Annotated in this window: 21 protein-coding genes and 1 pseudogene; 13 read left to right on the top strand and 9 right to left on the bottom strand. The window is 71.1% G+C overall.

Translation table 11 applies throughout. The features are described 5' to 3' along the window. The first annotated feature begins 6 nt into the window (after nt 1-6). The 4 genes from ACZ5NH_RS05325 (at nt 7) to ACZ5NH_RS05310 (ending at nt 3087) form a co-directional block, all read left to right on the top strand. Nucleotides 7-822 (top strand): ABC transporter permease, encoded by an 816-nt coding sequence (locus ACZ5NH_RS05325; RefSeq protein WP_451557088.1) that lies wholly within the window; start codon nt 7-9, stop codon nt 820-822. A 31-nt stretch (nt 823-853) separates the two neighbouring features. Then, the gene (locus ACZ5NH_RS05320) at nt 854-1534 is read left to right on the top strand and encodes a maleylpyruvate isomerase N-terminal domain-containing protein (RefSeq protein WP_468773051.1); all 681 of its coding nucleotides are present in this window, start codon (nt 854-856) and stop codon (nt 1532-1534) included. A gap of 112 nt (nt 1535-1646) precedes the next feature. Next, complete coding sequence (locus ACZ5NH_RS05315) at nt 1647-1928, top strand: hypothetical protein (RefSeq protein WP_468773050.1); 282 nt, start codon at nt 1647-1649, stop codon at nt 1926-1928. 274 nt (nt 1929-2202) lie between these two features. Further along, nucleotides 2203-3087, top strand: a complete 885-nt coding sequence (locus ACZ5NH_RS05310) for a DMT family transporter (RefSeq protein ID WP_468773049.1) — start codon at nt 2203-2205, stop codon at nt 3085-3087. A gap of 14 nt (nt 3088-3101) precedes the next feature. On the opposite strand, the gene ACZ5NH_RS05305 is transcribed toward ACZ5NH_RS05310, so the two are convergent. The 3 genes from ACZ5NH_RS05305 to ACZ5NH_RS05295 all read right to left on the bottom strand — a co-directional run bounded on the left by ACZ5NH_RS05305 (nt 3102) and on the right by ACZ5NH_RS05295 (nt 5409). Next, on the bottom strand, nt 3102-4148 hold the full coding sequence (locus ACZ5NH_RS05305; RefSeq protein ID WP_468773048.1) for a cytochrome P450: 1047 nt from the start codon (nt 4146-4148) through the stop codon (nt 3102-3104). A gap of 138 nt (nt 4149-4286) precedes the next feature. After that, nucleotides 4287-4367, bottom strand: coding sequence for a tryptorubin family RiPP precursor (locus tag ACZ5NH_RS05300; protein WP_388636393.1), 81 nt, complete (start codon nt 4365-4367; stop codon nt 4287-4289). Between the two features lie 427 nt (nt 4368-4794). Next, a complete protein-coding gene (locus ACZ5NH_RS05295) occupies nt 4795-5409 on the bottom strand; it encodes a TetR/AcrR family transcriptional regulator (RefSeq protein ID WP_468773047.1) in 615 nt (204 codons plus the stop codon). A gap of 82 nt (nt 5410-5491) precedes the next feature. Between ACZ5NH_RS05295 and ACZ5NH_RS05290 the strand changes: the two genes are divergently transcribed. From ACZ5NH_RS05290 to ACZ5NH_RS05280, 3 genes are all read left to right on the top strand, one after another. Continuing rightward, nucleotides 5492-6313 carry an SDR family oxidoreductase gene (locus ACZ5NH_RS05290; protein WP_468773046.1) on the top strand — a complete coding sequence of 274 codons (822 nt, stop codon included), beginning with the start codon at nt 5492-5494 and terminating at the stop codon, nt 6311-6313. Continuing rightward, entirely contained in the window at nt 6313-6822 is a 510-nt protein-coding gene (locus tag ACZ5NH_RS05285) for a hypothetical protein (protein WP_468773045.1), read from the top strand. Before ACZ5NH_RS05290 ends, ACZ5NH_RS05285 begins: the two co-directional genes overlap by 1 nt. Nucleotides 6823-6988: 166 nt before the next feature. After that, nucleotides 6989-8266: a polysaccharide deacetylase family protein gene (locus tag ACZ5NH_RS05280; protein WP_468773095.1), complete on the top strand. Its 1278-nt coding sequence runs from the start codon at nt 6989-6991 to the stop codon at nt 8264-8266. A 409-nt stretch (nt 8267-8675) separates the two neighbouring features. On the opposite strand, the gene ACZ5NH_RS05275 is transcribed toward ACZ5NH_RS05280, so the two are convergent. The 3 genes from ACZ5NH_RS05275 to ACZ5NH_RS05265 all read right to left on the bottom strand — a co-directional run bounded on the left by ACZ5NH_RS05275 (nt 8676) and on the right by ACZ5NH_RS05265 (nt 11357). Continuing rightward, nucleotides 8676-9158, bottom strand: coding sequence for a carboxymuconolactone decarboxylase family protein (locus ACZ5NH_RS05275; RefSeq protein WP_468773044.1), 483 nt, complete (start codon nt 9156-9158; stop codon nt 8676-8678). Between the two features lie 234 nt (nt 9159-9392). Further along, on the bottom strand, nt 9393-10271 hold the full coding sequence (locus ACZ5NH_RS05270) for an LLM class flavin-dependent oxidoreductase (protein WP_468773043.1): 879 nt from the start codon (nt 10269-10271) through the stop codon (nt 9393-9395). Nucleotides 10272-10337: 66 nt separating this feature from the next. Then, the gene (locus tag ACZ5NH_RS05265; protein ID WP_468773042.1) at nt 10338-11357 is read right to left on the bottom strand and encodes an aldo/keto reductase; all 1020 of its coding nucleotides are present in this window, start codon (nt 11355-11357) and stop codon (nt 10338-10340) included. 237 nt (nt 11358-11594) lie between these two features. Here ACZ5NH_RS05265 and ACZ5NH_RS05260 point away from each other — a divergent pair, with 237 nt between their 5' ends. Beyond that, nucleotides 11595-12206 (top strand): TetR/AcrR family transcriptional regulator, encoded by a 612-nt coding sequence (locus ACZ5NH_RS05260; protein ID WP_468773041.1) that lies wholly within the window; start codon nt 11595-11597, stop codon nt 12204-12206. 495 nt (nt 12207-12701) lie between these two features. Then, nucleotides 12702-13091: a hypothetical protein gene (locus ACZ5NH_RS05255; protein ID WP_468773040.1), complete on the top strand. Its 390-nt coding sequence runs from the start codon at nt 12702-12704 to the stop codon at nt 13089-13091. Between the two features lie 50 nt (nt 13092-13141). On the opposite strand, the gene ACZ5NH_RS05250 is transcribed toward ACZ5NH_RS05255, so the two are convergent. Next, complete coding sequence (locus ACZ5NH_RS05250) at nt 13142-13441, bottom strand: hypothetical protein (protein WP_468773039.1); 300 nt, start codon at nt 13439-13441, stop codon at nt 13142-13144. A 298-nt stretch (nt 13442-13739) separates the two neighbouring features. Here ACZ5NH_RS05250 and ACZ5NH_RS05245 point away from each other — a divergent pair, with 298 nt between their 5' ends. Together ACZ5NH_RS05245 and ACZ5NH_RS05240 are read left to right on the top strand one after the other, a co-directional pair. Further along, nucleotides 13740-14279 (top strand): ArsR/SmtB family transcription factor, encoded by a 540-nt coding sequence (locus tag ACZ5NH_RS05245; protein ID WP_468773094.1) that lies wholly within the window; start codon nt 13740-13742, stop codon nt 14277-14279. Then, nucleotides 14276-15562 carry an MFS transporter gene (locus ACZ5NH_RS05240; protein WP_468773038.1) on the top strand — a complete coding sequence of 429 codons (1287 nt, stop codon included), beginning with the start codon at nt 14276-14278 and terminating at the stop codon, nt 15560-15562. The genes ACZ5NH_RS05245 and ACZ5NH_RS05240 overlap by 4 nt, the downstream gene beginning before the upstream one ends. 88 nt (nt 15563-15650) lie before the next feature. Here ACZ5NH_RS05240 and ACZ5NH_RS05235 read toward each other — a convergent pair. After that, a pseudogene (locus tag ACZ5NH_RS05235) lies at nt 15651-15827 on the bottom strand (Tn3 family transposase); the annotation flags it as partial. A gap of 179 nt (nt 15828-16006) precedes the next feature. Here ACZ5NH_RS05235 and ACZ5NH_RS05230 point away from each other — a divergent pair. Both ACZ5NH_RS05230 and ACZ5NH_RS05225 read left to right on the top strand, forming a co-directional pair. Continuing rightward, nucleotides 16007-17077: a trypsin-like serine peptidase gene (locus ACZ5NH_RS05230; RefSeq protein ID WP_468773037.1), complete on the top strand. Its 1071-nt coding sequence runs from the start codon at nt 16007-16009 to the stop codon at nt 17075-17077. Nucleotides 17078-17205: 128 nt separating this feature from the next. Further along, nucleotides 17206-18852 (top strand): APC family permease, encoded by a 1647-nt coding sequence (locus ACZ5NH_RS05225; RefSeq protein WP_468773036.1) that lies wholly within the window; start codon nt 17206-17208, stop codon nt 18850-18852. 64 nt (nt 18853-18916) lie between these two features. On the opposite strand, the gene ACZ5NH_RS05220 is transcribed toward ACZ5NH_RS05225, so the two are convergent. Beyond that, nucleotides 18917-20368 (bottom strand): arabinofuranosidase catalytic domain-containing protein, encoded by a 1452-nt coding sequence (locus ACZ5NH_RS05220; protein WP_468773035.1) that lies wholly within the window; start codon nt 20366-20368, stop codon nt 18917-18919. Nucleotides 20369-20569 lie beyond the last annotated feature (201 nt).

Raw genomic sequence — 20569 nt, 5'->3', positions numbered from 1 at the left:
AGCACCATGCATCTCAGCCGCACCGCGCGCATCGCCCTGCGCACCGGCGCCGGGCTCGGTTTCGCGGTGATCTACGTCCCGCTGCTGCTCGTCCTCGTCAACTCGCTCAATCCCGACCGCAGTGCGAGCTGGCCACCGCCCGGGCTGACCTGGCGCTGGTGGTCGGTGGCCGGGCACGACTCCGGTGCCCGGCAGGCCCTGTGGGTCTCGGTGAAGGCGGGGCTGGGGGCGACCGCGATCGCGCTGGTCCTCGGCACGCTCATCGCGTTCGCCGTGGCCCGGCACCGCTTCTTCGGCCGTGACACGGTGTCGTTCATCGTGGTCCTGCCGATCGCGCTGCCCGGCATCGTCACCGGCATCGCCCTCAACTCGGCCTTCGGCACGGTGCTGGAACCGCTCGGCGTGGGGCTCGGACTGTTCACGGTGATCGTCGGGCACGCCACCTTCTGCATCGTGATCGTCTTCAACAACGTGGTGGCCCGGCTGCGCCGTACGGCCGCCTCGTACGAGGAAGCGGCCATGGACCTCGGCGCGACCACCTTCCGCGCCTTCGCGGACGTCACCTTCCCGCTGGTCCGTTCCGCGCTGCTGGCCGGTGGTCTGCTCGCCTTCGCCCTGTCCTTCGACGAGATCGTGGTGACGACGTTCACCGCGGGGCCCGGCATCGAGACCCTGCCCATCTGGATTTTCGACAACATGACCCGGCCGCAGCAGGCACCGGTGGTGAACGTCGTGGCCGCGGTACTCGTCCTGCTGTCGGTGATCCCGATCTACGTAGCCCAGCGGCTGTCCGCGGACACGGCGACGTCGAGCCGGGTGTGACGGCCTGTACGGCGGACGAACAGGGGGAGGCATGAGTTCTGTGGATGCGGTCGGACCCGCGAAGGCGCTGCGCGCGGCCTACGAGGCCGCCTCGGCGGTCGTCGCCGGCCTGGGTGACAAGGAGTCGTGGCTGCCGACGGGCTGTACCGGCTGGGCGGTCCGCGATCTCGTCTTCCACTGCCTGACGGACGCCCAGCGCGCTCTGGTGGCCCTGCACACGCCGACGCGGGCGCCGGTGGACCGGGACGCGGTGACGTACTGGCAGGACTGGCGGCCGGACACCGTGGGGGCGGCGAACGGCCGGCGCTGGGTGCGGGTGAACGCGAGCATGTTCCTCGACTTCGGTCAGCTCCAGGGCCTGTATCTGGAGACGCTGGCGGCGGCCGTGCACGCGGCGGAGACGGCCGACCCCGCACAGCACGTCGGCACGCAGGGGCATGTGCTGACGGCCGGGGACCTGCTGAGCACCCTCGCGGTGGAGGCGACCGTCCACCACCTGGATCTGACCGTCCGGCTCCCGCACGCGGCCGGACCGGCGCCCGAGGGACTGGCCGCGGTGCGCACCACCCTGGACGGTCTGCTCGGCCGCCCCGCGCCGGCGGAGTGGAGCGACGCGCACTACGCCCGCGTGGGCACCGGCCGGGCCGCGCTGACCGAGGCCGAGCGCGCCTCGCTGGGCGCGGCGGCCGACCGGTTCCCGCTGTTCGGCTGACCCCCGTCTCGGTGCCGGCCGGCGCAGATCACACGCCCAACACGGGGACACCCGCGGGCGACACCTGCGCGGTGCGGGACTCGCCGCGCGGGTTGATGGAAGCCTGCGCCCCATGCACACCCCACCGAGCATCAACAGTTACGTCGACCGGGTCACCGCCGGCCCCGGCGGGGCGATGACCGAGGAGGTCGGCGTCATCACCGGCGACCTGACCGTGGCCACCATCCTGCTGTCCGACGGCCACAGCGTGCGCGTCGCCGTCCAGCACTCCGGCAGCGACACCTGGTACACCCTCGCCGGCGGCCCCGCGCCCGTGCCCGCCGGGCAACTCGCCGCCTATCACCGGGACCTGCTGGGCCGTATCCGCCGGGGCGGTGGCACCCGGGCCACCTGAGCAGGCCACGCGAAGGGCACGACGGGCCGGGAGGCGACCTGGTCAGCACAGACCCTGGCCCTGAAGCCCGACACCTCCTACACGCTGAGCGGCTGGGTGCAGGGTCCGTACGGTCAGGGTGTACGTCCACGGCTGGTACGGCCAGGGCGCGGTCTACGCCGACGATCTCACCCTGAGCTGATCCACCGTTCCGACCGGCGTCCGGACGCCCCCTTCCGTAGGCTGAAGAGACCCGAAGCTCCTACGGGAGGCCTCCCGCAGGCAGGAGACGGTCGTGATCGAACTCGCCGCGGCGTTCGCCGTCGCGGGCGCGGCGAGCAACGCCGTGGGCACCGCCTTCCAGCGCAAGGCCGCGTCGGCGAGCAGCCGCGGCGGGCTCCGGCTCCTCGCGGAGCTGGTGCGCCGGCCCTTCTGGGTGATCGGCATGTGCGGTGTGGTCGGCGCCGCGCTGCTCCAGAGCCTGGCCCTGGTCAACGGCCCGCTCGCACTGGTCCAGCCGCTCTTCGTCCTGGAGCTGCCCTTCGCGCTGCTCGTCGCCGCTCCGCTCATGCACCGGCGGCTGCCCCACTCGGGCTGGTGGGGCGTCGGCGCCTGTGTGTCTGGTCTCGCCGTGCTGCTGATCGCCGCCGCCCCGCACGGCGCCGTCGACCACGCGCCGCTCAGCCGCTGGATCCCGGCACTGTGCCTGTGCGTCGGCGGGATGGCCGCGGCGGTGCTGCTGTCCTCCGGCCGGGGCCGCTCGCCGGCCCGGCGCGCCGCGCTGCTGGCCGCGGCCTCCGCCACGGGCAACGCGCTGACCGCCGCCCTGCTGAAGTCGGCCAGCGGCACCTTCGCCGACCACGGGTTCGCGGCGTTCCTGCGCTCCTGGCAGACGTACGGCTTCGCGCTCGCCGGTGTCGGGGCCGTGATCCTGCTGGAGAACGCCCTCCAGGCCGGTCCGCTGGCCGCGGCGCAGCCGGCGCTGACCATCGGCGACGCGGTGGTGAGCCTGACGCTCGGCATGACGCTGTTCGGGGAGCGGATCCGCACGGGCTGGTGGCTGGTCCCGGGGGCCGCGGGCGCCCTCCTGATCATCGGAGGCGTGCTGGTGCTCAGCCGTGCCGTCCAGCACATCGCCGTGGTGCCGGTCGCGGTGGAAGAACGGGACATGGCGACCTGAGCGGGGCCCGCACGTCAGCGGGGCCGCACCAGCCGTACGTCCTCCACGCCCAGCAGGCCGAGGAGCGGGACCTTGCCGACCCGCTGAGCGGGGTCGACCACCAGCCCGGCGCCGCGGATCAGGTCGAGCAGCAGCTCGGCGAGCGGCATCACCATGTGCCTGCCCCAGCAGCGCTCGGAGGAGTGGCCGAAGGGCAGATACCCCGGTGCGGTGTCGGGGTCGAGGTCGTCCCAGCGCTCCGGGCGGAAGCGGTCCGGCTCGTGCCACAGGGCCGGGTCGCGATGAGAGAGCAACGGCAGTACCAGGACGTCGTCCCGCTCGCCGATCCGGTCGTCGACGGCCGGGTACTCGGGCGAGGCGTTGCGCAGGATGTTCCACGAAGGCGGCAGCAGCCGCAGGGACTCCAGGATGATGTTCCGGTTGGACATGGTGTCGTCGAAGGGCGAACCGAGCCAGAGGGCGTTGGCCACCAGCGTCGAGACGGTGAAACACACGGGTGCGGCCGCCCTGCGGTACACGCCCATCGCGTACCGGCGCTCCTGGTAGCCGGTGGCCCGCGCGGCCCGGCCGGCGAGCCCGGTGAGCCGCTCGCTCGGCCGGGGCCAGCCCGGCAGGGCGGCACCGATCGCGATCACCGACCAGGTGAGTTTCGGTGTGAGTTCGAGGTTGCGGCTCATCAGCATGCGCAGGCGGTGGGGATCCTGGCCGAGGATGAGGTCCCGCAGGAAAAGATGCCCGGTCAGCGGCCAGGACCCGGCGAGGTCGACGCCCTTCGGCAGGGGCCTGGCGAGCGCGTCACGCACGTCGTTTCCCATGGTGCGGGTGACCGTGGACGCCTCGGTGCGCGTGATGGAACGTCCGTGCAGCGGCTTGAAGGTGGGGCGCTCGGTCTCCGTCGCCCGGCGTGCGGCGAGGATGCGATCGGCGACCTCGTGTCCGGCGACCCCGATCGTGTCGGGTTCCAGCCGGAAGACGTCCTGGCCGGTGTGGGCGCGGATGAGTGCGGCGAGCCGTGGGGCGAACACGGTGCTGCGCACCCGCGTGGCGGAGGACGGCGGCATGGATGCTCCCGTTGGCAGAAGGGCGGTCGGGGACAGAGGCGAGCGCCGTACTACGACGGACCACCGCTGTCCGGCCGGCCGTGACCGTGCGCACGGCCGGACAACGATGTCACCTCACCTGTACGGCGAGGCGCGCAATCAGTACCAGAGGTACCAGGCGCTCGCCTTCAGGCTCTTGGCGGCCGCGACCTTGTTGCGGATGGCGAAGAGAAGCTTCATCACTGCACCTCCTCTCGAGGGTGGACGGGTGACACGCGCCGGCACCGGAATCCGCCGGTGAAGATCATGTGTCGGTGGCTCCGGAAAACTTCCCTCGTCCGGCCCGCGCGTAATCACCGCTCTGATCAACTTCCTTGCGGCGTGGTCGATTTCGGTCGTTCGCCGATCACCGGCGCTCCGCCTTGACCGCGCACACAGCCGAGTGACCACCCGGCCCCCTCCGGGCCCTGTTTCCCTGATGGGGCACCGCGCCGGCACTCCGGATGCCGGACACCTCAGCGACGGGAGCGGACGCCCTCCGCAGCGCGGTCCGGCGCCTCACCGGCCGGAGATTGGCCGGATGCGGCACACGCTGCGGTGCACCCGGAAGGCCGGTAATAGACCCGCGCGCACGCCCCCCGGCGGCGCGCACTTCCCTACCGCTCCCTCACCGCTTCGCGATCCCGTCGATCCACGACTGGAGGCGTTCGCCCTGGGCGGCCATCAGGCCCGGGTCGCGCAGGGTGTTGGTGAGGACGGACATGCCCTGGTAGGCCGCGACGAGTTCGACGGCGAGGGCGGCGGCATCGGCGCGACCGAGCTGGGCGAACTGGGACTCCACCCAGTCGAGCAGGGCTCGCATGACCTTCGCGGCGGCCCGGTCCAGACCGTCGTCACGCTTGTCGAGCTCCGTGGCGAGGGTGCCGAAGGGACAGCCGAAACGGGCCGCGGTCTCGCGCCGGTCGACCCAGCCGGAGACGAGGGCCTTCAGCCGGGCGGCCGGATCCGGGAGGGCATCCAATTGCCTTGTGAGCACACCCAGTTGCTCGCAGTGGGCGGCCACCGCGGCTTCGACGAGCTGATCCTTGGTCTTGAAGTAGTAGTAGACATTGCCGAGCGGCACCTCGGCCGTACGGGCGATGTCGCCGAGGGTGGTCTTCTCCACTCCCTGCTCGTGGAAGACCTGGACGGCCGCCCTCACCAGGCGTTCACGCTTGCCACCGCGGCCTGATCGGCCGGGCCGCGCGACCTGAACCGCGGCGGCGGAATCTGAGTCAGTCACCTGACTAAGGATAGACAACGAGCTGAGCCGCGGACTATGGTCACGTCTTAGTTAGTCAACTAACTCAGTTAGGAGAACTGCCATGACGGTCGTCACGGGTGCCACGGGGAATGTCGGACGGGCCCTGGTCGCGGCGTTGGTCCAGGCCGGGGAGACGGTGACCGCCGTCGCCCGGCACATCGGCGAGGAGGACGTGCCGCCGGGGGTGCGGGCCGTCACCGCCGACCTCGGAGAGCCGCAGAGCCTCGCCCCCGCCCTGGCGGGCGCCAAGGCACTGTTCCTGCTCGTGGCCGGAGAGGATCCGGTCGGCATCCTGCGCCGGGCCGCCGCGGCCGGCGTGCGGAAGGTGGTGCTGCTGTCCTCGCAGGGCGTGGGCACCCGGCCGGACATGTACGCGCTCGCGGCGCGCTTCGAGGCGGCGGCGGCCGAGTCGGGGCTGCCGTTCACGGTGCTGCGCTCGGGCGGGCTGGACTCCAACGCGCTGGCCTGGGCCGAGCCGGTCCGCCGGCACCGCATCGCGGCGGCGCCGTTCGCCGATGTGGCACTGCCGTTCGTCGACCCGGACGACGTCGCCGCGGTGGCGGCGGCCGTACTGCGCGAGGACGGGCACGACGGCGTCACGTACACACTGACCGGCCCGGAGCCCACCACACCACGACAGCGGGCGGCGGCGATCGCCGCCGCGCTCGGCGAGCCGGTGACGTTCGTGGAGCAGAGCCGCGAGGAGGCCCTCGCACAGATGGTCCGGTTCATGCCGCCCGCCGTCGCCGAGGGCACGCTCGCCGTCCTGGGCACCCCCACCCCGGAGGAGCAGGCGGTCGGCACGGATGTGGCGCGCCTGCTCGGCCGCCCCGCGGCCCCCTTCTCCGCGTGGGCTGCGCGCAACGTGGCGGCGTTCCGCTGATGCCCACGAGCTCGTCCGGTGAGCGGCGGAGGCCGGGCTGGGATGCCGAGGCGATGAGCGAGGAAGCGGGATGTGTCGACGGCGACACCGTACGCCCGGGCCGGTACGGACGTGTCGAGCGCGAGCGACGCTTCCTGCCGGCCGCCCTGCCCGCGCCTTCGGCGGTGACGGCCGTCCGAGTGATCACCGACCGGTATCCGACGGGCACGCGCCTGAGGCTTCGTCGTGCCCTACCGCCTTGCGGCGACATGGAGTTGAAACTCATGCGGACGGTCCCGGCGGCCCGGCCCGGCACCGCGCAGGGGCTTGTCGCGAACATCTGTCTGTCGCCGGCCGAGTACGAAGCACTGGCCACGCTGCCGGCCCTGGCACCCACCAAGACCCGGTTCAGCGTGCCTTTCCTCGGCGTCGACGTCTTCGCCGGCCGGCTGCGGGGACCGGTGCCGGCGGAAGCCGAGTTCACGACGGACGCGGCCCCAGGCCTCCCAGGGGGCGGCGCCCCGGCCTGAGGCGCAGTAGGGCCGGACGTGTGACGCCAGCGATGCTTGTCGATCACTTTGCGCGCCACACCGCACCCAGTTAACCAGTTTGTATATTTATTTCCTTTATGGTGCCGAGTGACGGGAGTTTCGGCTCAGGGTGCGCACAACGCGTCGCGGCATGGCGCGGGTTGGGATGGTGGCCGTGGGTGGAATCAGCCGCCGGAGTGTGGCACGCCTCAGCATCGGCGCCGGCATCGGTGTGGCCGCCGCGTCGTTCGCCGCATGCAGTGGCCGGGACGGACAGAACGGCTCCCCCGGCAGCCCGGAGGAGCAGGGGGCGGTCCGGCTGATCGGGGACGGCTCGACGTCGTACACCGGACGCCAGCCGCACCAGCCGGCGTCACCCATGGCCCTCGAACCCGGACAGACGCCGCCGCAGTTCGTGGTGTTCTCCTGGGACGGCGCCGGCGAGTTGGGTGCCGGCCTGTTCCCGCGTTTCCTGGAGCTCGCCCGCACCCACGGCGCGCACATGACCTTCTTCCTGTCCGGCCTCTATCTCCTGCCGGAGGACAAGAAGCGGCTCTACGACCCGCCGAACAACCCGCTCGGCGCCTCGGACATCGGCTACCTCACCGACGGACACCTCAAGCAGACACTGAAGTACGTCCGCCAGGCCTGGCTGGACGGCCATGAGATCGGCACCCATTTCAACGGGCACTTCTGCACCGGCCCCGGATCGGTGGCCAACTGGACGCCCGCACAGTGGCGAGCGGAGATCGAGCAGGCGCGGTCCTTCGTCAAGTCATGGCGTACACACACCGGTTGGCACGACGAACCGTCGCTCCCCTTCGACTACGACAAGGAACTCGTGGGCGGCCGCACCCCGTGTCTGCTCGGGCAGGACAACCTGCTGCCGACCGCACGGGAACTCGGCTGGCGCTACGACGCCTCCTCACCGGGCGGGGTGCAACGCTGGCCGAGGAAGCGGGGCGGCGTCTGGGATCTGCCGCTGCAGAGCATCCCCTTTCCGGGGCACACGTTCGAGGTGCTGTCCATGGACTACAACATGCTGGCGAACCAGTCCAAGAACTCGACGCGGGCACCTTCCTACAACTACCCCTACTGGCGGGCCCAGGCGACACAGTCGTACCTGGCCGGGTTCCAGCGGGCGTACGAGACCAACCGGGCGCCGCTGTTCATCGGCAACCACTTCGAGCAGTGGAACGGCGGCATCTACATGGACGCGGCCGAGGAGGTGCTCAAGCAGATCGCCGGACGGGAGGACGTGCGTCTGGTCTCGTTCCGGCAGTTCACGGACTGGCTCGACGCCCAGGATCCCGAGATCCACGCGAAGCTGCGCAGCCTCCAGGTCGGCGAGAAGCCCGCGGGCGGGTGGAGCGCGTTCCTGCGGCCGGCGAAGGGCGCTCGGGGCCTGTCGGGCGCCGTCGGGCGACGGGCAGCAGAGCGCTGATCCGGCAGCCTGCGAACACCGATCCCCACCCCGCATTCGAGGCCACTTTCCGCCGATCGGACTTTGTCCGAGTGGGGTGGCCTTCCTTGCACTGCTGCCGGAGACGTCGTCGTCGGGGTGAGCGACTCGCTCGCCGGACTGGCCCCGTTGCGCCGCGGCATCGTGGAGGCGCGGATAACCGGCCGCACGCTGGGGGCCGTGCGAGCCTGGGAGCCACCGGAGGGCGACGCCCTCTACCGGGCCCGGCCCGAGCCCCGTGGGCCCGGCTGTGGGCCGACGAGGCGCGGCGGCGGCTGGACGGCGCCTTCGAACTGGCGGTCGACGGTCCCCCGGCCGACCTGCGTGGCCCGGCTGCTGGAGACGATCGATCAGAACCCGCGGTCCGCGCCCCGAACGCGGTCGTGTGCCGTCACCGCTCCGGCCGTACCGGATGCCGGCTCATGATCGAGACCCGGTTGAAGGCGTTGATGGTGACGGCCACCCAGATCACCGCCGCCAGCTGATCGTCCGTGAGCACGTCCCGGGCCGCAGCGTAGGCGGCGTCCTGGGCGGCACTGTCCGCGGCGGCGGTGGTCGCCTCGGCCAGCGCCAGGGCGGCCCGCTCCGCTGGCGTGAACAGCTCGGTCTCGCGCCAGGCGGCGAGCACGCCCAGGCGGTCCGGGGTGTCGCCGGCCCGCAGCGCGGCGCGGGTGTGCACGTGCAGGCAGTAGGCGCAGCCGTTGATCTGCGACACGCGGAGGTTGATCAGCTCCACCAGGGTGCGGTCCAGGCCGGCCTCGGCGGCGGTCGCCCGGACCGCCTCGGACGTCTGCACCAGCGCGTGATACGCCTTGGGGCTCTGCTTGTCGATGAATATCCGCCGCGTGGCACCGGCCGTGACGGGACTGCTCAACCTGGCCTCCTCGGGCTGCGGTGGACGACCACCCCAAAGATGTTGAATTCGAAACTATCACACGGCCTTCGACCACCGCCGCGCGACCACGGCCCCGCGCGGGACGGTCGGATTCGAACCGATTCGAACCGACGTCCTCCGAGATGCCGACGCGGCGCACAACCTCTGTGCTACGACCCCGACTTGGCGGTGATCGTACGCCGTGCCGCAGCCGGGAGGCGCCGGCGGGCCGGCTCAGGCCGACGGGCTGATGAGCTCGTCGGTGATCCACCGGGCGACCCCGGCGGGGTACGGCGACGGCAGTCCGAGCACGATGTGCCGGAAACCGGCGTCGATCGCCTCGCCGATCGCGTCCCGGGTACTGCCGGGCCGGTCGTAGGACACGGGCAGGTGGATCGAGCGGGTGACCGAAGCGGGGTCGCGGCCGATCTCCGTGCAATAGCGGTCCAGCAGCGCACTGCGGCCGGCGATGTCGTCGATGTCACCGCCGCCGGGGATGTTCCACAGGTCGGCGTGTTCGGCGACCACCCGCAGGGTCGCGGAGGAGCGGCCGCCGACGAGGATCGGCGGGTGGGGGCGCTGAACGGGTTTGGGGTTGCCGAACGCTCCGGTGAGACGGTGGTGGACGCCATGGAAGTCGAAGGGCTCGGCCTCCGTCCACAGCCGCCGGATCACCGTGCAGGCTTCGGCCAGGCTCGCCACGGCGTGCGCGGACTCGTGGAAGGGCAGGCCGTGTGCCGCGTACTCACGCCTGGCCAGGGGATGGCCGGGCCGTGAGCCGACGCCGATGCCGAAGTCGAGCCGCCCGCCGGAGACGATGTCGACGGTCGTCGCGATCTTGGCCAGCATCGCGGGCGGCCGGAACCGGTTGCTGGTCACGAGCACGCCGACACGTAGGCGCCGGGTGTGGGCTGCGAGGGCCGCGAGCAGTGTCCAGCCCTCGAAGACCGGACCGTCCGGGTCGCCGAAGATCGGCATGAGGTGATCGAACAGCCAGGCGTGCTCGATCTCCGGGATCGCGTCCGCCTCACGCCAGACCCGCAGCACGTCGTCGTAGTCGACCTGCGAGGGGGCGGTCATGATTCCGAAACGAGGCCGGGACGGGTGCGGCATGAGCTGGTGGTCCTTTCGGCACGGGAAACGTGGTGGTCCGGGACTTGGCTGTGGCGGATACGGCGCTCACCGGCGCCGCAGGGCCGGGTCGAGCAGCGCGGGCGGGGTGTCGTGCTTCTCCTCGGGGGCCAGGTCGGCTCCGGGGGCCACGACGGCGTCGATGGCGTCGAGTACGTCCGCGGACAACACGACGTCGGCGGCGGCGAGTTGGGCCTGCAGATGGTTCCGCGTGCGGGGGCCGACGAGCGCGCTGGTCACCGCGGGATGCGCGGTGACGAAACCGAGCGCGAGCTGGATCAGTGTGAGGCCGGCCTCGTCGGCGACCCGGGCCAGCTGCTCGACGGCTTCGAGCCTGGCCCTGTTGGCGGGGGCGCCGATGTCGAAGCGTTGCGGCATGAACGCCGAGCGGTTGGTCGTGATGTCCCGGCCCGCACGGATGGCGCCCGACAGCCAGCCAGAGGCCAGCGGGCTCCACACCAGCACGCCGAGCCCGTACTCCTCGGTCACCGGCAGCACATGGCTCTCGATTCCGCGCTGCAGGACGGAGTAGCTGGGCTGTTCGGTGACGTAGCGGCCCAGATGGTGTTCCCGGGCGGTCCACTGCGCCTGGACGATGCGATACGCCGGAAAGGTCGAGGAGCCGAAGTAGCGGATCTTTCCCGCGCGTTGCAGGTCGGTCAGCGCCGACAGCGTCTCCTCGTCGCTGGTGTTCGGGTCCCACCGGTGGATCTGGTAGAGGTCGACGTGATCGACGCCGAGGCGGCGCAGGCTGTCGTCCAGCGCGGTGACCAGCCAGCGGCGCGAACCGCCCCGGTGGTTGCGCTCGTCACCCATCGGCATGGCGGCCTTCGTCGCCAGCACGATGTCGTCACGGCGGCCCGCGATGGCCTTGCCGACCATCTCCTCCGACTCACCGTCGCCGTACATGTCGGCGGTGTCGATGAGGTTGATCCCGCCGTCGAGAGCGGCGTCGACGAGGGCGGTGGCCTCGTCCTGGGTGGTGCGGCCGATCCTGCCGAAGTTCATCGCGCCGAGCGCGAGAGAGCTGACCTGCACGCCGGTGCGGCCCAGGGTGCGGTACTGCATGACCTGTCTCCTCACTGCGGGGGAAGCGTCGTAGAAACAGAGGGCGAATAAGGGTGTGCCGCGGAATCCGACCGCGGGAGGTGGAGCTCGCGGCGACGGCGCGGCCTTCCCTGGGCGGCCCGGCTTGGCGGTCGGCCCGGCACTCTGCCACCATAAGCAAAGCGGAACGTCGTTCCGGAAAAGACGATACGGAACACCGTTCCGTTTAGCAAGCACGGCTGTGGAAGGAGCGGCGCTGTGAGCGACAGCGGCGAGGGGTCGGGGCGCGCGACCCGGTCGAAGCGGAGCGATGCCCGGCGCAACAAGGAGGCGCTGCTCGACGCGGCCGCGGCGGTCTTCGTCACCTCGGGTGTGGAAGCACCGGTACGCGACATCGCGGCCCGGGCCGGCGTCGGGGTGGGAACGATCTACCGCCACTTCCCGACGCGCTCGGATCTCATCATCGCCGTCTACCGGCACCAGGTGGAGAGCCTGGCCGAGGCCGGTCCCGGCCTGCTGGAGACGAGTGCCACCGCCCACGCCGCGCTCGGGCGGTGGATCGACCTCTTCGTCGACTTCCTGGTCACCAAACACGGACTCGCCGCCGTGCTGAAGTCCGACACCGCCGGCTTCGACACGCTCCACGCCTACTTCCTCGACCGGCTCCTCCCCGTCTGCACCGAGCTGCTCGAAGCCGCGGCCGCCGCCGGCGAGATCCGCTCCGACCTGCGGGCCTACGAGCTCATGCGGGGTGTCGGGAACCTCTGCATCGGAGCGGAGAGCGATCCCCGGTACGACGCGCGCCGGCTGGTGGAGCTCCTGGTCCAAGGCCTGCGCGCCGAGCCCGCCGACCCCCGGCCCGGCAGGTGAAGGAGGCGGGCACGGCGTGGCCCGAAGCGTACTGTCGCCACTTCCGCCGGCCTGCGTGTACGGCCTCCGTACGCTCCCGGCGTGAAGTTCTTCCGGTCACGTGGCCGAAACAATGCGGGAAAGACCGCGACATCGCCGTTGACCCCAGGTCATGACCCTGCACATGAACGGGCGTTACGCCGAGGCGGAGGCCGAGGAGCGCGCCGTGGCCGAGGCCCGGTCTGTGCTGCGTCTCGATACCTACGCGCCGCTGGCCCCGAGCGTCGCCGCGCTCGCGATGTGCGCCCCCGGCCACCACAAGGAGGCCCTTGCCGCCTACGACGCACTGCTGCCGGTGTTCGGCAGGACGTTCGGCGCCGAGCATCCGCCGACGCTCAAACTCCGCTCGGGCCACGCGCAGACGCTGGGCGGAGTGCGCTGCCGTCGTCCGGATCGCCGACAGGAGTGTCGGGTCGCAGATGCCACTCATAGCGGAGGCCGCCCGCAACGGACTCGATGGGCGGTACCGCCGCCGCGCCGGCCATGGTCGCCGACCACCGGATCACCGCGGGCATCGACATGGACGGCGACCTGACCTACATCGACGGCTCGCTCATGCCCGTCGCCCGGCACGGCCCCGACCGGCCGTTCCTGCTCCTGGGCAAGGACGGCGACACGGACACCGACCCCGGCTGGAAGTCGTTCCGCGCCCACAGCTCTCCCTGCGCGGCTCCGCCCATGGCTCGTTCACCGACGCGGAGACCCTCGCGCCACAGCTGCATCTGCGGCGGTGCGAGCGGACCGACGACATCGGCACCATCGACCCGGCCACCGCGATACGCACCAACGAGGCATATGTCTCCGCCTACTTCGATCACCGGCTGCGACATGGTGTTCGTGAAGTGACCGTTGCGCCGCGGAGCGGAGCGGAGCGGCTCGCGGGAGTGGCACAAGGGCTAACAGCTGGGAGCGGCGTAGCGCGTCAGCTGGTCCTTGATCCACGGGTCGAACACCGCCAGGCGGTGCCGGGCGGCGGGGTCGAACCACGCCAGCTGGCCGGCGACCCACGGATCGATGGACTGCAGACCGCGGTGGTGGTGCTGGGTGTGCCGGGCGGGCACGGCCGAGGCGCCGGCAGTGGTGTGCCCGGTACTCCCTGGAGCGGCCGCCGCGGGACCGCCGCCGACGAGGAGCACGCCCGCAGCCGCCGCGGTGGCAGCTCCTGCCACGGCCGCTTTCCGTATCAGCTTCTTCATGACCTTCTCCTTCCAGTGGGACCGATGACCGTCCCATGGCCGGAACGGGCACCTACCCCGCGGGTCATGCCTCATGCGTCCCGCGGGTCCCGGCCCGGAACGCGGCGGGGATCTCGCCGGTGCGCCGCCGGTGTAGAGGGCGCCAGAGGAGACGCCGAGGAGCTTGGGGATCGAAGTGATGGAGCGGCCGGGGTCAGTCAGCAGGTCGCGGGCCGCCCGGGTGGAGGAAGGCGTGGCACACGACCGGGAGTCCGAAAAACCCCTTGCCCAATGGTCAATAAGTGTTGACCATTGGGGCATGCCTACCGATGATCTTCCAGAGACGTTCCACGTCACCACCGACGAACAGCTACGCGCCGTTTCCAATCTCACGCGTCACCGGATCATGGCCGTGCTCCGCTTCGAGCCCGCGACGATCACGCAGATCGCCGAGCGGGTGGGCCTTGCGAAGGGGAGTTCCAGCTACCACGTACGGCTGCTCGAACGGGCCGGCCTGGTGAAGGTGGTCCGGACGCGGAAGGTCCGGGGGGTCACCGAGCGGTATTACGCAATGGCCGCGCGGAAGGTCGTGCTGCCGGATCCGGGCGAGGGAGGGCCGAATGTGCTGATGCGGCATGCGGTGGCGGACCTGGAGGCAGCGCCGGTGGATGGCGAGCGGCATTTGCGGATGGCGCATCTGCGGCTCACCGAGGAGCAGTTCGCGGAACTGGGGGCGCGGCTTGAGGCACTGGCGGACGAGTACCGGGAGCTGTCCGATCCGTCGCTGCCGGACGCGTCACTCGTCTTCGCACTGTTCCACCCGGCATCGCGCGAGCAGACCGAAGGGGACGCCAAGTGACCTCAGACGTCCGGAAGCTGCCGCCCGGCTTCGGGCGGCTGTGGACTGCGCAGACGGTGTCCTCGCTCGGTGACGGGGTGACGCATGCCGCACTACCGCTGCTCGCGTTGACATTGACGCGGGATCCGATGGCGCTCGCCGTCGTCACGGCTGCCGGAACGCTGCCATGGCTGCTCTTCGGGGTGCTCGGCGGTGCGCTGGTGGACCGCTGGGACCGCCGGCGCACGATGTGGGTCACGGACGCGGCGCGTGCGGTGCTGCTCGCCATACCGGCGGCGGCGGCCGCGCTCGACGTGCTGAGCATTCCACTGCTCGCGGCCGTCGCCTTCCTCCTCGGCCTCGGCGGACTCTTCTTCGACACGGCCGCCACGGCCTTTCTGCCGGATCTGCTCGGCCGCGACCCCGCGCTCCTGGAGCGTGCCAACTCCCGCCTGCGCGGCACCCAGACCGCCGCGTCCGGCTTCGCCGGGCCGCCTGCGGGCAGTGCCCTGCTCGCGCTCGGTCGGGCGGTTCCGCTGCTCGCCGACGCGGTGTCGTTCGCGCTCTCCGCACTGCTCGTACGGTCGCTGCCTGCCGCACCCCGGCCCGTACCGCAGGCCCGTGAGTCGCTGCTGCGGCAGGCTCGGGCCGGCGCCTCGTACGTATTCCGGGATCAGTTGCTGCTCGGGCTCGCGCTGCGTCCGGCGGTCGGGAACATCGCCTTCCTCGCCGTGGAGACCGTACTCGCCCTCTTCGCGCGCGACCGTCTCGGCACCGACACCTTCGGCTTCGGCCTGCTCCTCACGGCGGAGGCCACCGGCGGTCTGCTCGGCGCGGGCATCGCCTCCTTCCTGGGCCGACGACTCGGCACCGGCACCGCGCTGACCTGCACGGCCACAGTCGAGGGACTCGCCGTCCTGGGCCTTGCCGCCGCCCCGAACCCATACGTCGCCGGCCTCGCGCTCGCCGTCTGCGGCGCGGGAATGGGCGCCACGATGGTGCTCGGCCCCTCCCTCCGCCAGGCGATCGTCCCCGCCCACCTGATGGGCCGGGTCGCCTCCACCTCCCGCATGCTCGCCATGTGCGCCGCCCCGTTCGGCGCCTTCCTCGGCGGCTGGCTGGCCACCACCTACGACGTACGCACCCCGCTCTACACCGCAGCCGGCCTCCTCCTGGCCATGACCGCCATCACCGGGACCATGACCAGCAACCGCCGGGTTGAGGCGGCGCTGCATGCCGCCGCCCCGGCCGATGCCCCAGATCGACCGGAATCCCGGGATCCCGTTCAGGAGGGTGCCAGTTAGGGGCTCCGCGAGGCCGTTCAGCCAGTGCTGAGCCCAGCTCGGCGTTCCTCGCCTCGACCCCGGAGCGTCGGGCGCCCGGCCTCCACCGGGCGTTGAGGACCAGACCGAGGGCGGCGAGCCGGTCCTCCTGGCCCTCCCGGTACGCCTGGCGGATCTGGCCCCGGCCGCCGTGGCGGATCGCGCGGGCCACACGATGGCGGGCCCCCTGCACGGGCAGCTGCCGGTTCATCAGCCGACGGTAGGTGTCGTCGACCGGATCGACCATCAGCTCGTGGCGACCGGCGCCACCGGGCAGGGCGCCGCGTTGGTCCGCGTCGGCACGCGTGCACCTCCCGGCGGGAGTTGTTCGGCCTCCCGTGCACCCTGTACGACCGCGGACGCTGTGCTGCCCGGCGGCCGCGGGCTTATGGTGGGCCGTCACTTGCGTCCGTCCGAGGGGAACTGATGGAGCCCGGGACCAGGATCGTGCGATTCGCCGCCGGCTGCGCGGCTGCCCTTCTGATCAGTGCCGGCCTCACCACCACGGCATCCGCCGAGACAGCCGCGGCACCCGCCGACACGACCACAGCGTTCGCCGACGGCGCCACGCCCGCCGACGGCGCCGCCGAGTTCGCCGACGGTGTCACGGGTGGCCCCAACCCGCTCGCCGACCAGCTCGACGCGTACTGGACGCCGGCCCGGATGGAGGCGGCGCTGCCCGCCGACGTCCTCAAAGGCACCGGCACCGATACGACAGCGACCGGCTCCGCCCCCGCCGTGGACGGCCCCCGGCCGGGTGAGTACATCCCGCCCAGCCGGAGCTTCGACGGCATCCCCCAGGCCGGCACCTTCTTCTGGACGGACGGCACCGGTACCGGCCGGACGTGCAGCGGCTCCGTCGTGCGCAGCCCCGGCCATGACCTGGTTCTGAGTGCCGGCCACTGTCTGAAGGGCTATGCGGGCACCTCGCCCAAGCGGCACCTGGCCTTCGTCCCGCAGTACCACGACAGCCTCAAGCCGTTCGGGATCTTTCCCGTGCGGACCAACGGCGTCTACGTTGCCCAGCAGTACTACGACCTGGGCGAACACGCGGGCGCCCGCTACGACTTCGCCTTCGCGGTCACCGAGCCCAACCAGGACGGAACACGCCTGGAGGACGCCGTCGGCGGCGTGCGGCTGCTCACCGGGACCGGCTACTACCACTTCCCGGTACGGATGATCGGCTATCCGGCGGGGGCGGAGAAGCCCCTGGAGTGCTGGAGCTGGACCACCAGGTGGGGCAGCGACGACCCGGCCGACCCGGGCACGTTCCCGCGCATCGCCTGCGACGCCTTCGTGGGCGGGACCAGCGGTGGCCCCATGCTCGTGCCCTGGCCCGGTGGATGGGCGGTCGTCGGAGTGATCGGCGGCTATCACACCGGCGGCAACACCCCGCAGATCTCCTACAGCGCCTACTTCGGCGCCGCTACCCAGGCCCTCTACTCTGCGGCGGTCACCGGCGCCCCACCGGCCGGACCGCACCTCGCCTCCGGCTGACCGACGGGCACGGGCGCTCATCGACATGCGTGGCCCCGTCAGAAACCGGTATGTGCACGTTGAGTGCCATGACCGCGTCAGCGTGGCACGATGGTGATGCATCTCACACCCTATAGAGGGGGTGCACCATGGCCGTGTCGGAAGCAACGCCCGGACCGAAGACCCGCAAACCCGGGCTTCGGCGTGAGATCGGCTTCGTCGGTCTCATCTGGGCCTCGGAGGGCTCGATCATCGGATCCGGCTGGCTGTTCGGCGCGCAGGGCGCCCTGGCGGCCGCAGGGCCGGCGGCGATCATCTCCTGGGCCATCGGCGGCCTGGCGATCCTGATCCTGGCGCTGGTGCATGCGGAGCTCGGCGGCATGTATCCGGTCTCGGGTGGCACCGCACGCTTCCCGCACTACGCCTTCGGGGGCGCCGCCGGCGCGTCGTTCGGCTGGTTCTCCTGGCTGCAGGCGGCCACGGTGGCGCCGATCGAGGTGCTGGCGATGATCACGTACGGCCAGCACTACTCCTGGGCGAACGGCTGGGAGAAGGTCAAGGGCGGCGAGCATGTCCTGACCCCGCCCGGCATCGCCGTCGCGGTCGGACTGATGGCGGTCATCACGGCCATCAACTTCCTCAGCATTCGGCTGCTGGCCCGCACCAACAGCGCGGCGACCTGGTGGAAGGTCGGCATCCCGCTGCTGACCATCTTCGTCTTCGCCATCGCCCAGTTCCACGCGAGCAACTTCACCGCGGCCGACGGCTTCAACCCCTACGGGGCCAAGGGCATCCTGTCCGCCGTCTCCACCAGCGGCATCATCTTCGCGCTGCTGGGCTTCGAGCAGGCCGACCAGCTCGCCGGCGAGAGCGCCAACCCCAAGCGGGACATCCCCCGCGCGGTGATCGGGTCGATCCTCATCGGCATCCTGATCTACATCCTGCTCCAGGTCACCTTCCTCGCCGCACTCCCCGCCTCCCAGATCGGCAGCCACTGGGCCAACTCCGCTTTCACCGCGCTGAGCGGACCGTTCGCCCAGGTCGCCACCCTCATCAGCCTGGGCTGGCTGGCCACGGTCCTCTATCTCGACGCCGTGATCTCCCCCGCCGGCACCGGTCTGATCTACATCACCGGCTCCTCCCGGGTGTCGTACGGCCTCAGCCGCAACGGCTATGTGCCGTCCGCGTTCGAGAACACCAACCGGCGCGGTGTTCCCTGGGTGGGCCTGATCACGGCCTTCGTGGTGGGCTGCATCTGCTTCCTGCCGTTCCCCAGCTGGCGTTCCCTGGTCGGCCTGATCACGAGCGCGAGCGTGCTGATGTATGCCGGTGCCCCGCTCTCCTTCGGGGTGTTCCGCAACCGGCTGCCCGACGCCCACCGTCCCTACCGGCTGCCCGGCGGCGGTGTGCTGTCGCCGCTCGCCTTCGTCGTCGCCAACCTGCTGATCCTCTGGTCGGGTTGGACCACCGACTGGAAGCTCGGCGTCGCCATCCTGATCGGCTACGTCATCCTGGTCGCGAACCGGCTGTTCAAGATGAACCCCATCACCCCCCAGCTCGATCTGCGTGCCGCGCAATGGCTGCCGGTCTACCTGGTGGGCATGGGGCTCATCGTCTACCTCAGCGACTTCGGCCCGCTCAAGCACCCCTGGTTCCCGCTGTGGTGGGACATCGGGGTCACGTCCGCGTTCAGCCTCGTCATCTACTACTGGGCCATGGCCGTCGCCCTGCCCAGCGAACAGATCCAGCGGCTGATCGACCAGGTCGTCGTACCGGAGCAAGAGGACGACCTCTGACACCCGCTCCGACATCTCCTCCGACATCCCACCAAACGCCCTGCGGCCCAGCGGCGATCCGCTGTCAGCCCAGCCGGAACTTCTGGGCCGCCGAGCCGTTGCAGTCCCAGATCTGCAGCCGCGTCCCATTGGCCGTCGCACCACTGGGAGAGTCCAGACACCGCCCCGACTGAGGATTCAGCAGCGAACCATCACCCTGCTGCACCCACCTCTGCCCACCCACACCATCGCAGTCCCACAACTCCACCTGCGTGCCGTTCGCCGTCCCATTGCCGTTGATGTCCAGACACCGGCCCAGCGTGCGCAGACTTCCGTCGGTGAAATGCGTCCAGTGCTGGTCCTCCGCGTACGACTGACAGTCCCACAGCTGGACGGCCGCCCCGTCCGTGCCGGTGTCGTCAGCCGCCACATCGACGCACTTGCCGCCGGGGCCGGTGATGGTGCCCTGGGGGCCGTTTGGAACGTTCGTCTCGCCGGAGTAGCCGACGGAGACGATGTTCGCCTGGACGGCGTTCTCGGCGGCGTCGGTCGGGTAGCCGGAGACCATCACGCCCTCGAAGAACGTGCCCATGTTCCAGTTGCTGTTGTCACCGCCCGTGCCGAGGATGATGCCGCCCTCCTGGTGCATGGGCCGATACCCGCCGCGGGTGGGCAGGGCGCCGTCCCACCAGGTGGTGAGCGCGCCCGACTGTGCGTCGCCGCCCTTGAGGGCGTACCGCGTCCGGCCGTCGTTCTTCAGTACGGCGGTGACGAAGGTGCTGCCGTTGCCCCGGTTGACGGTGTTGGAGCCGTTGTCGCCCTGGAACATGCCGTTCTCCAGGTCGGCCTCGACCCACGGCCCGGAGCCGGTGCACGGTGCGAAGTAACAGGTGGTCGCGAGACTGACGGCGTCCATGTGGCCGTTGCCGGTGTCGGCCGGTGTGCTCTCGGCGTTGCCGTAGTCGAAGCAGCAGGCGGAGCCCACGTGGGTGCCGCTGGCCACCATGTAGGCGCCCTCCGGTTGTCCGTTCACAGCCACACCGGGGGCGGCGCCCGTGTACCGGTAGCCGACTCCGGGCGAGATCCACACGCCGTACACCTTGTGCCCGCCGGCGGTGACGGCGATCTCGGAGGCGTCCGCGCCCCGGTCCGCGCCCATGCCGGAGGTGCCCGCCGGGCCCGGGGTGAGGTCGTTGTGCCGGGAGGTCTGGTCGTAGATCCTCGTGATGGCGCAGGTGGTGTCCGCGCAGAACCTGTCCTGCCCGCCGGCGTCGGCGTAACCGCCCGGGGACAGCAGCCCGATGTCGGCGCCCGCTCCGTCCGAGGCGCGAGTGACCCGGTACAGCGGGCCGTCGTAGGAGGAGAAGAGCGCGCGCACCGTGCTGTGCGCGGCGACGCACGGGGTGCCGGCTGCGGCGTAGATGTCACAGGGCAGCGAACCCGCGGCCTGTGACGGTCCGGGCAGGCCGAGCAACGCGCCCAGGACCAGGCCGATGACGGCCAGGAGCGACGCGAGCGATCTGGGGCTTCCGCGCATGCTGGGCTCCTCGATGTGGGGGTGATCGGGGCTGGGAGCATTCGAGTTGGAGCGCCGGGGCGGCCGTTGCGGAACGTACGCACAGTGGTGGTTGCCGTCAAGATTTGTTGCTTTGGCCTTATGAAAAGTTTTGGACTTGGGCCAAGTCGTCGGCTGTAGAGTCGATGTGACGTCATGTCAGACGAACGGCTGGTTCTGTGT

Source organism: Streptomyces sp. NPDC031426, from assembly GCF_055581585.1.
The sequence above is the reverse complement of the archived record's forward strand: the minus strand, read 5'-3'. Positions and strand labels throughout refer to the sequence as shown.

Bases quoted from the DNA above. Each gene is read 5' to 3' on its own strand.
- ACZ5NH_RS05325 (WP_451557088.1), top strand. From the start codon at position 7: ATGCATCTCAGCCGCACCGCGCGCATCGCCCTGCGCACCGGCGCCGGG.
- ACZ5NH_RS05320 (WP_468773051.1), top strand. From the start codon at position 854: ATGAGTTCTGTGGATGCGGTCGGACCCGCGAAGGCGCTGCGCGCGGCC.
- ACZ5NH_RS05315 (WP_468773050.1), top strand. From the start codon at position 1,647: ATGCACACCCCACCGAGCATCAACAGTTACGTCGACCGGGTCACCGCC.
- ACZ5NH_RS05305 (WP_468773048.1), bottom strand. From the start codon at position 4,148: ATGCCGCCGTCCTCCGCCACGCGGGTGCGCAGCACCGTGTTCGCCCCA.
- ACZ5NH_RS05300 (WP_388636393.1), bottom strand. From the start codon at position 4,367: ATGAAGCTTCTCTTCGCCATCCGCAACAAGGTCGCGGCCGCCAAGAGC.
- ACZ5NH_RS05290 (WP_468773046.1), top strand. From the start codon at position 5,492: ATGACGGTCGTCACGGGTGCCACGGGGAATGTCGGACGGGCCCTGGTC.
- ACZ5NH_RS05285 (WP_468773045.1), top strand. From the start codon at position 6,313: ATGCCCACGAGCTCGTCCGGTGAGCGGCGGAGGCCGGGCTGGGATGCC.
- ACZ5NH_RS05280 (WP_468773095.1), top strand. From the start codon at position 6,989: ATGGTGGCCGTGGGTGGAATCAGCCGCCGGAGTGTGGCACGCCTCAGC.
- ACZ5NH_RS05270 (WP_468773043.1), bottom strand. From the start codon at position 10,271: ATGCCGCACCCGTCCCGGCCTCGTTTCGGAATCATGACCGCCCCCTCG.
- ACZ5NH_RS05265 (WP_468773042.1), bottom strand. From the start codon at position 11,357: ATGCAGTACCGCACCCTGGGCCGCACCGGCGTGCAGGTCAGCTCTCTC.
- ACZ5NH_RS05255 (WP_468773040.1), top strand. From the start codon at position 12,702: ATGGGCGGTACCGCCGCCGCGCCGGCCATGGTCGCCGACCACCGGATC.
- ACZ5NH_RS05250 (WP_468773039.1), bottom strand. From the start codon at position 13,441: ATGAAGAAGCTGATACGGAAAGCGGCCGTGGCAGGAGCTGCCACCGCG.
- ACZ5NH_RS05245 (WP_468773094.1), top strand. From the start codon at position 13,740: ATGCCTACCGATGATCTTCCAGAGACGTTCCACGTCACCACCGACGAA.
- ACZ5NH_RS05230 (WP_468773037.1), top strand. From the start codon at position 16,007: ATGGAGCCCGGGACCAGGATCGTGCGATTCGCCGCCGGCTGCGCGGCT.
- ACZ5NH_RS05225 (WP_468773036.1), top strand. From the start codon at position 17,206: ATGGCCGTGTCGGAAGCAACGCCCGGACCGAAGACCCGCAAACCCGGG.
- ACZ5NH_RS05220 (WP_468773035.1), bottom strand. From the start codon at position 20,368: ATGCGCGGAAGCCCCAGATCGCTCGCGTCGCTCCTGGCCGTCATCGGC.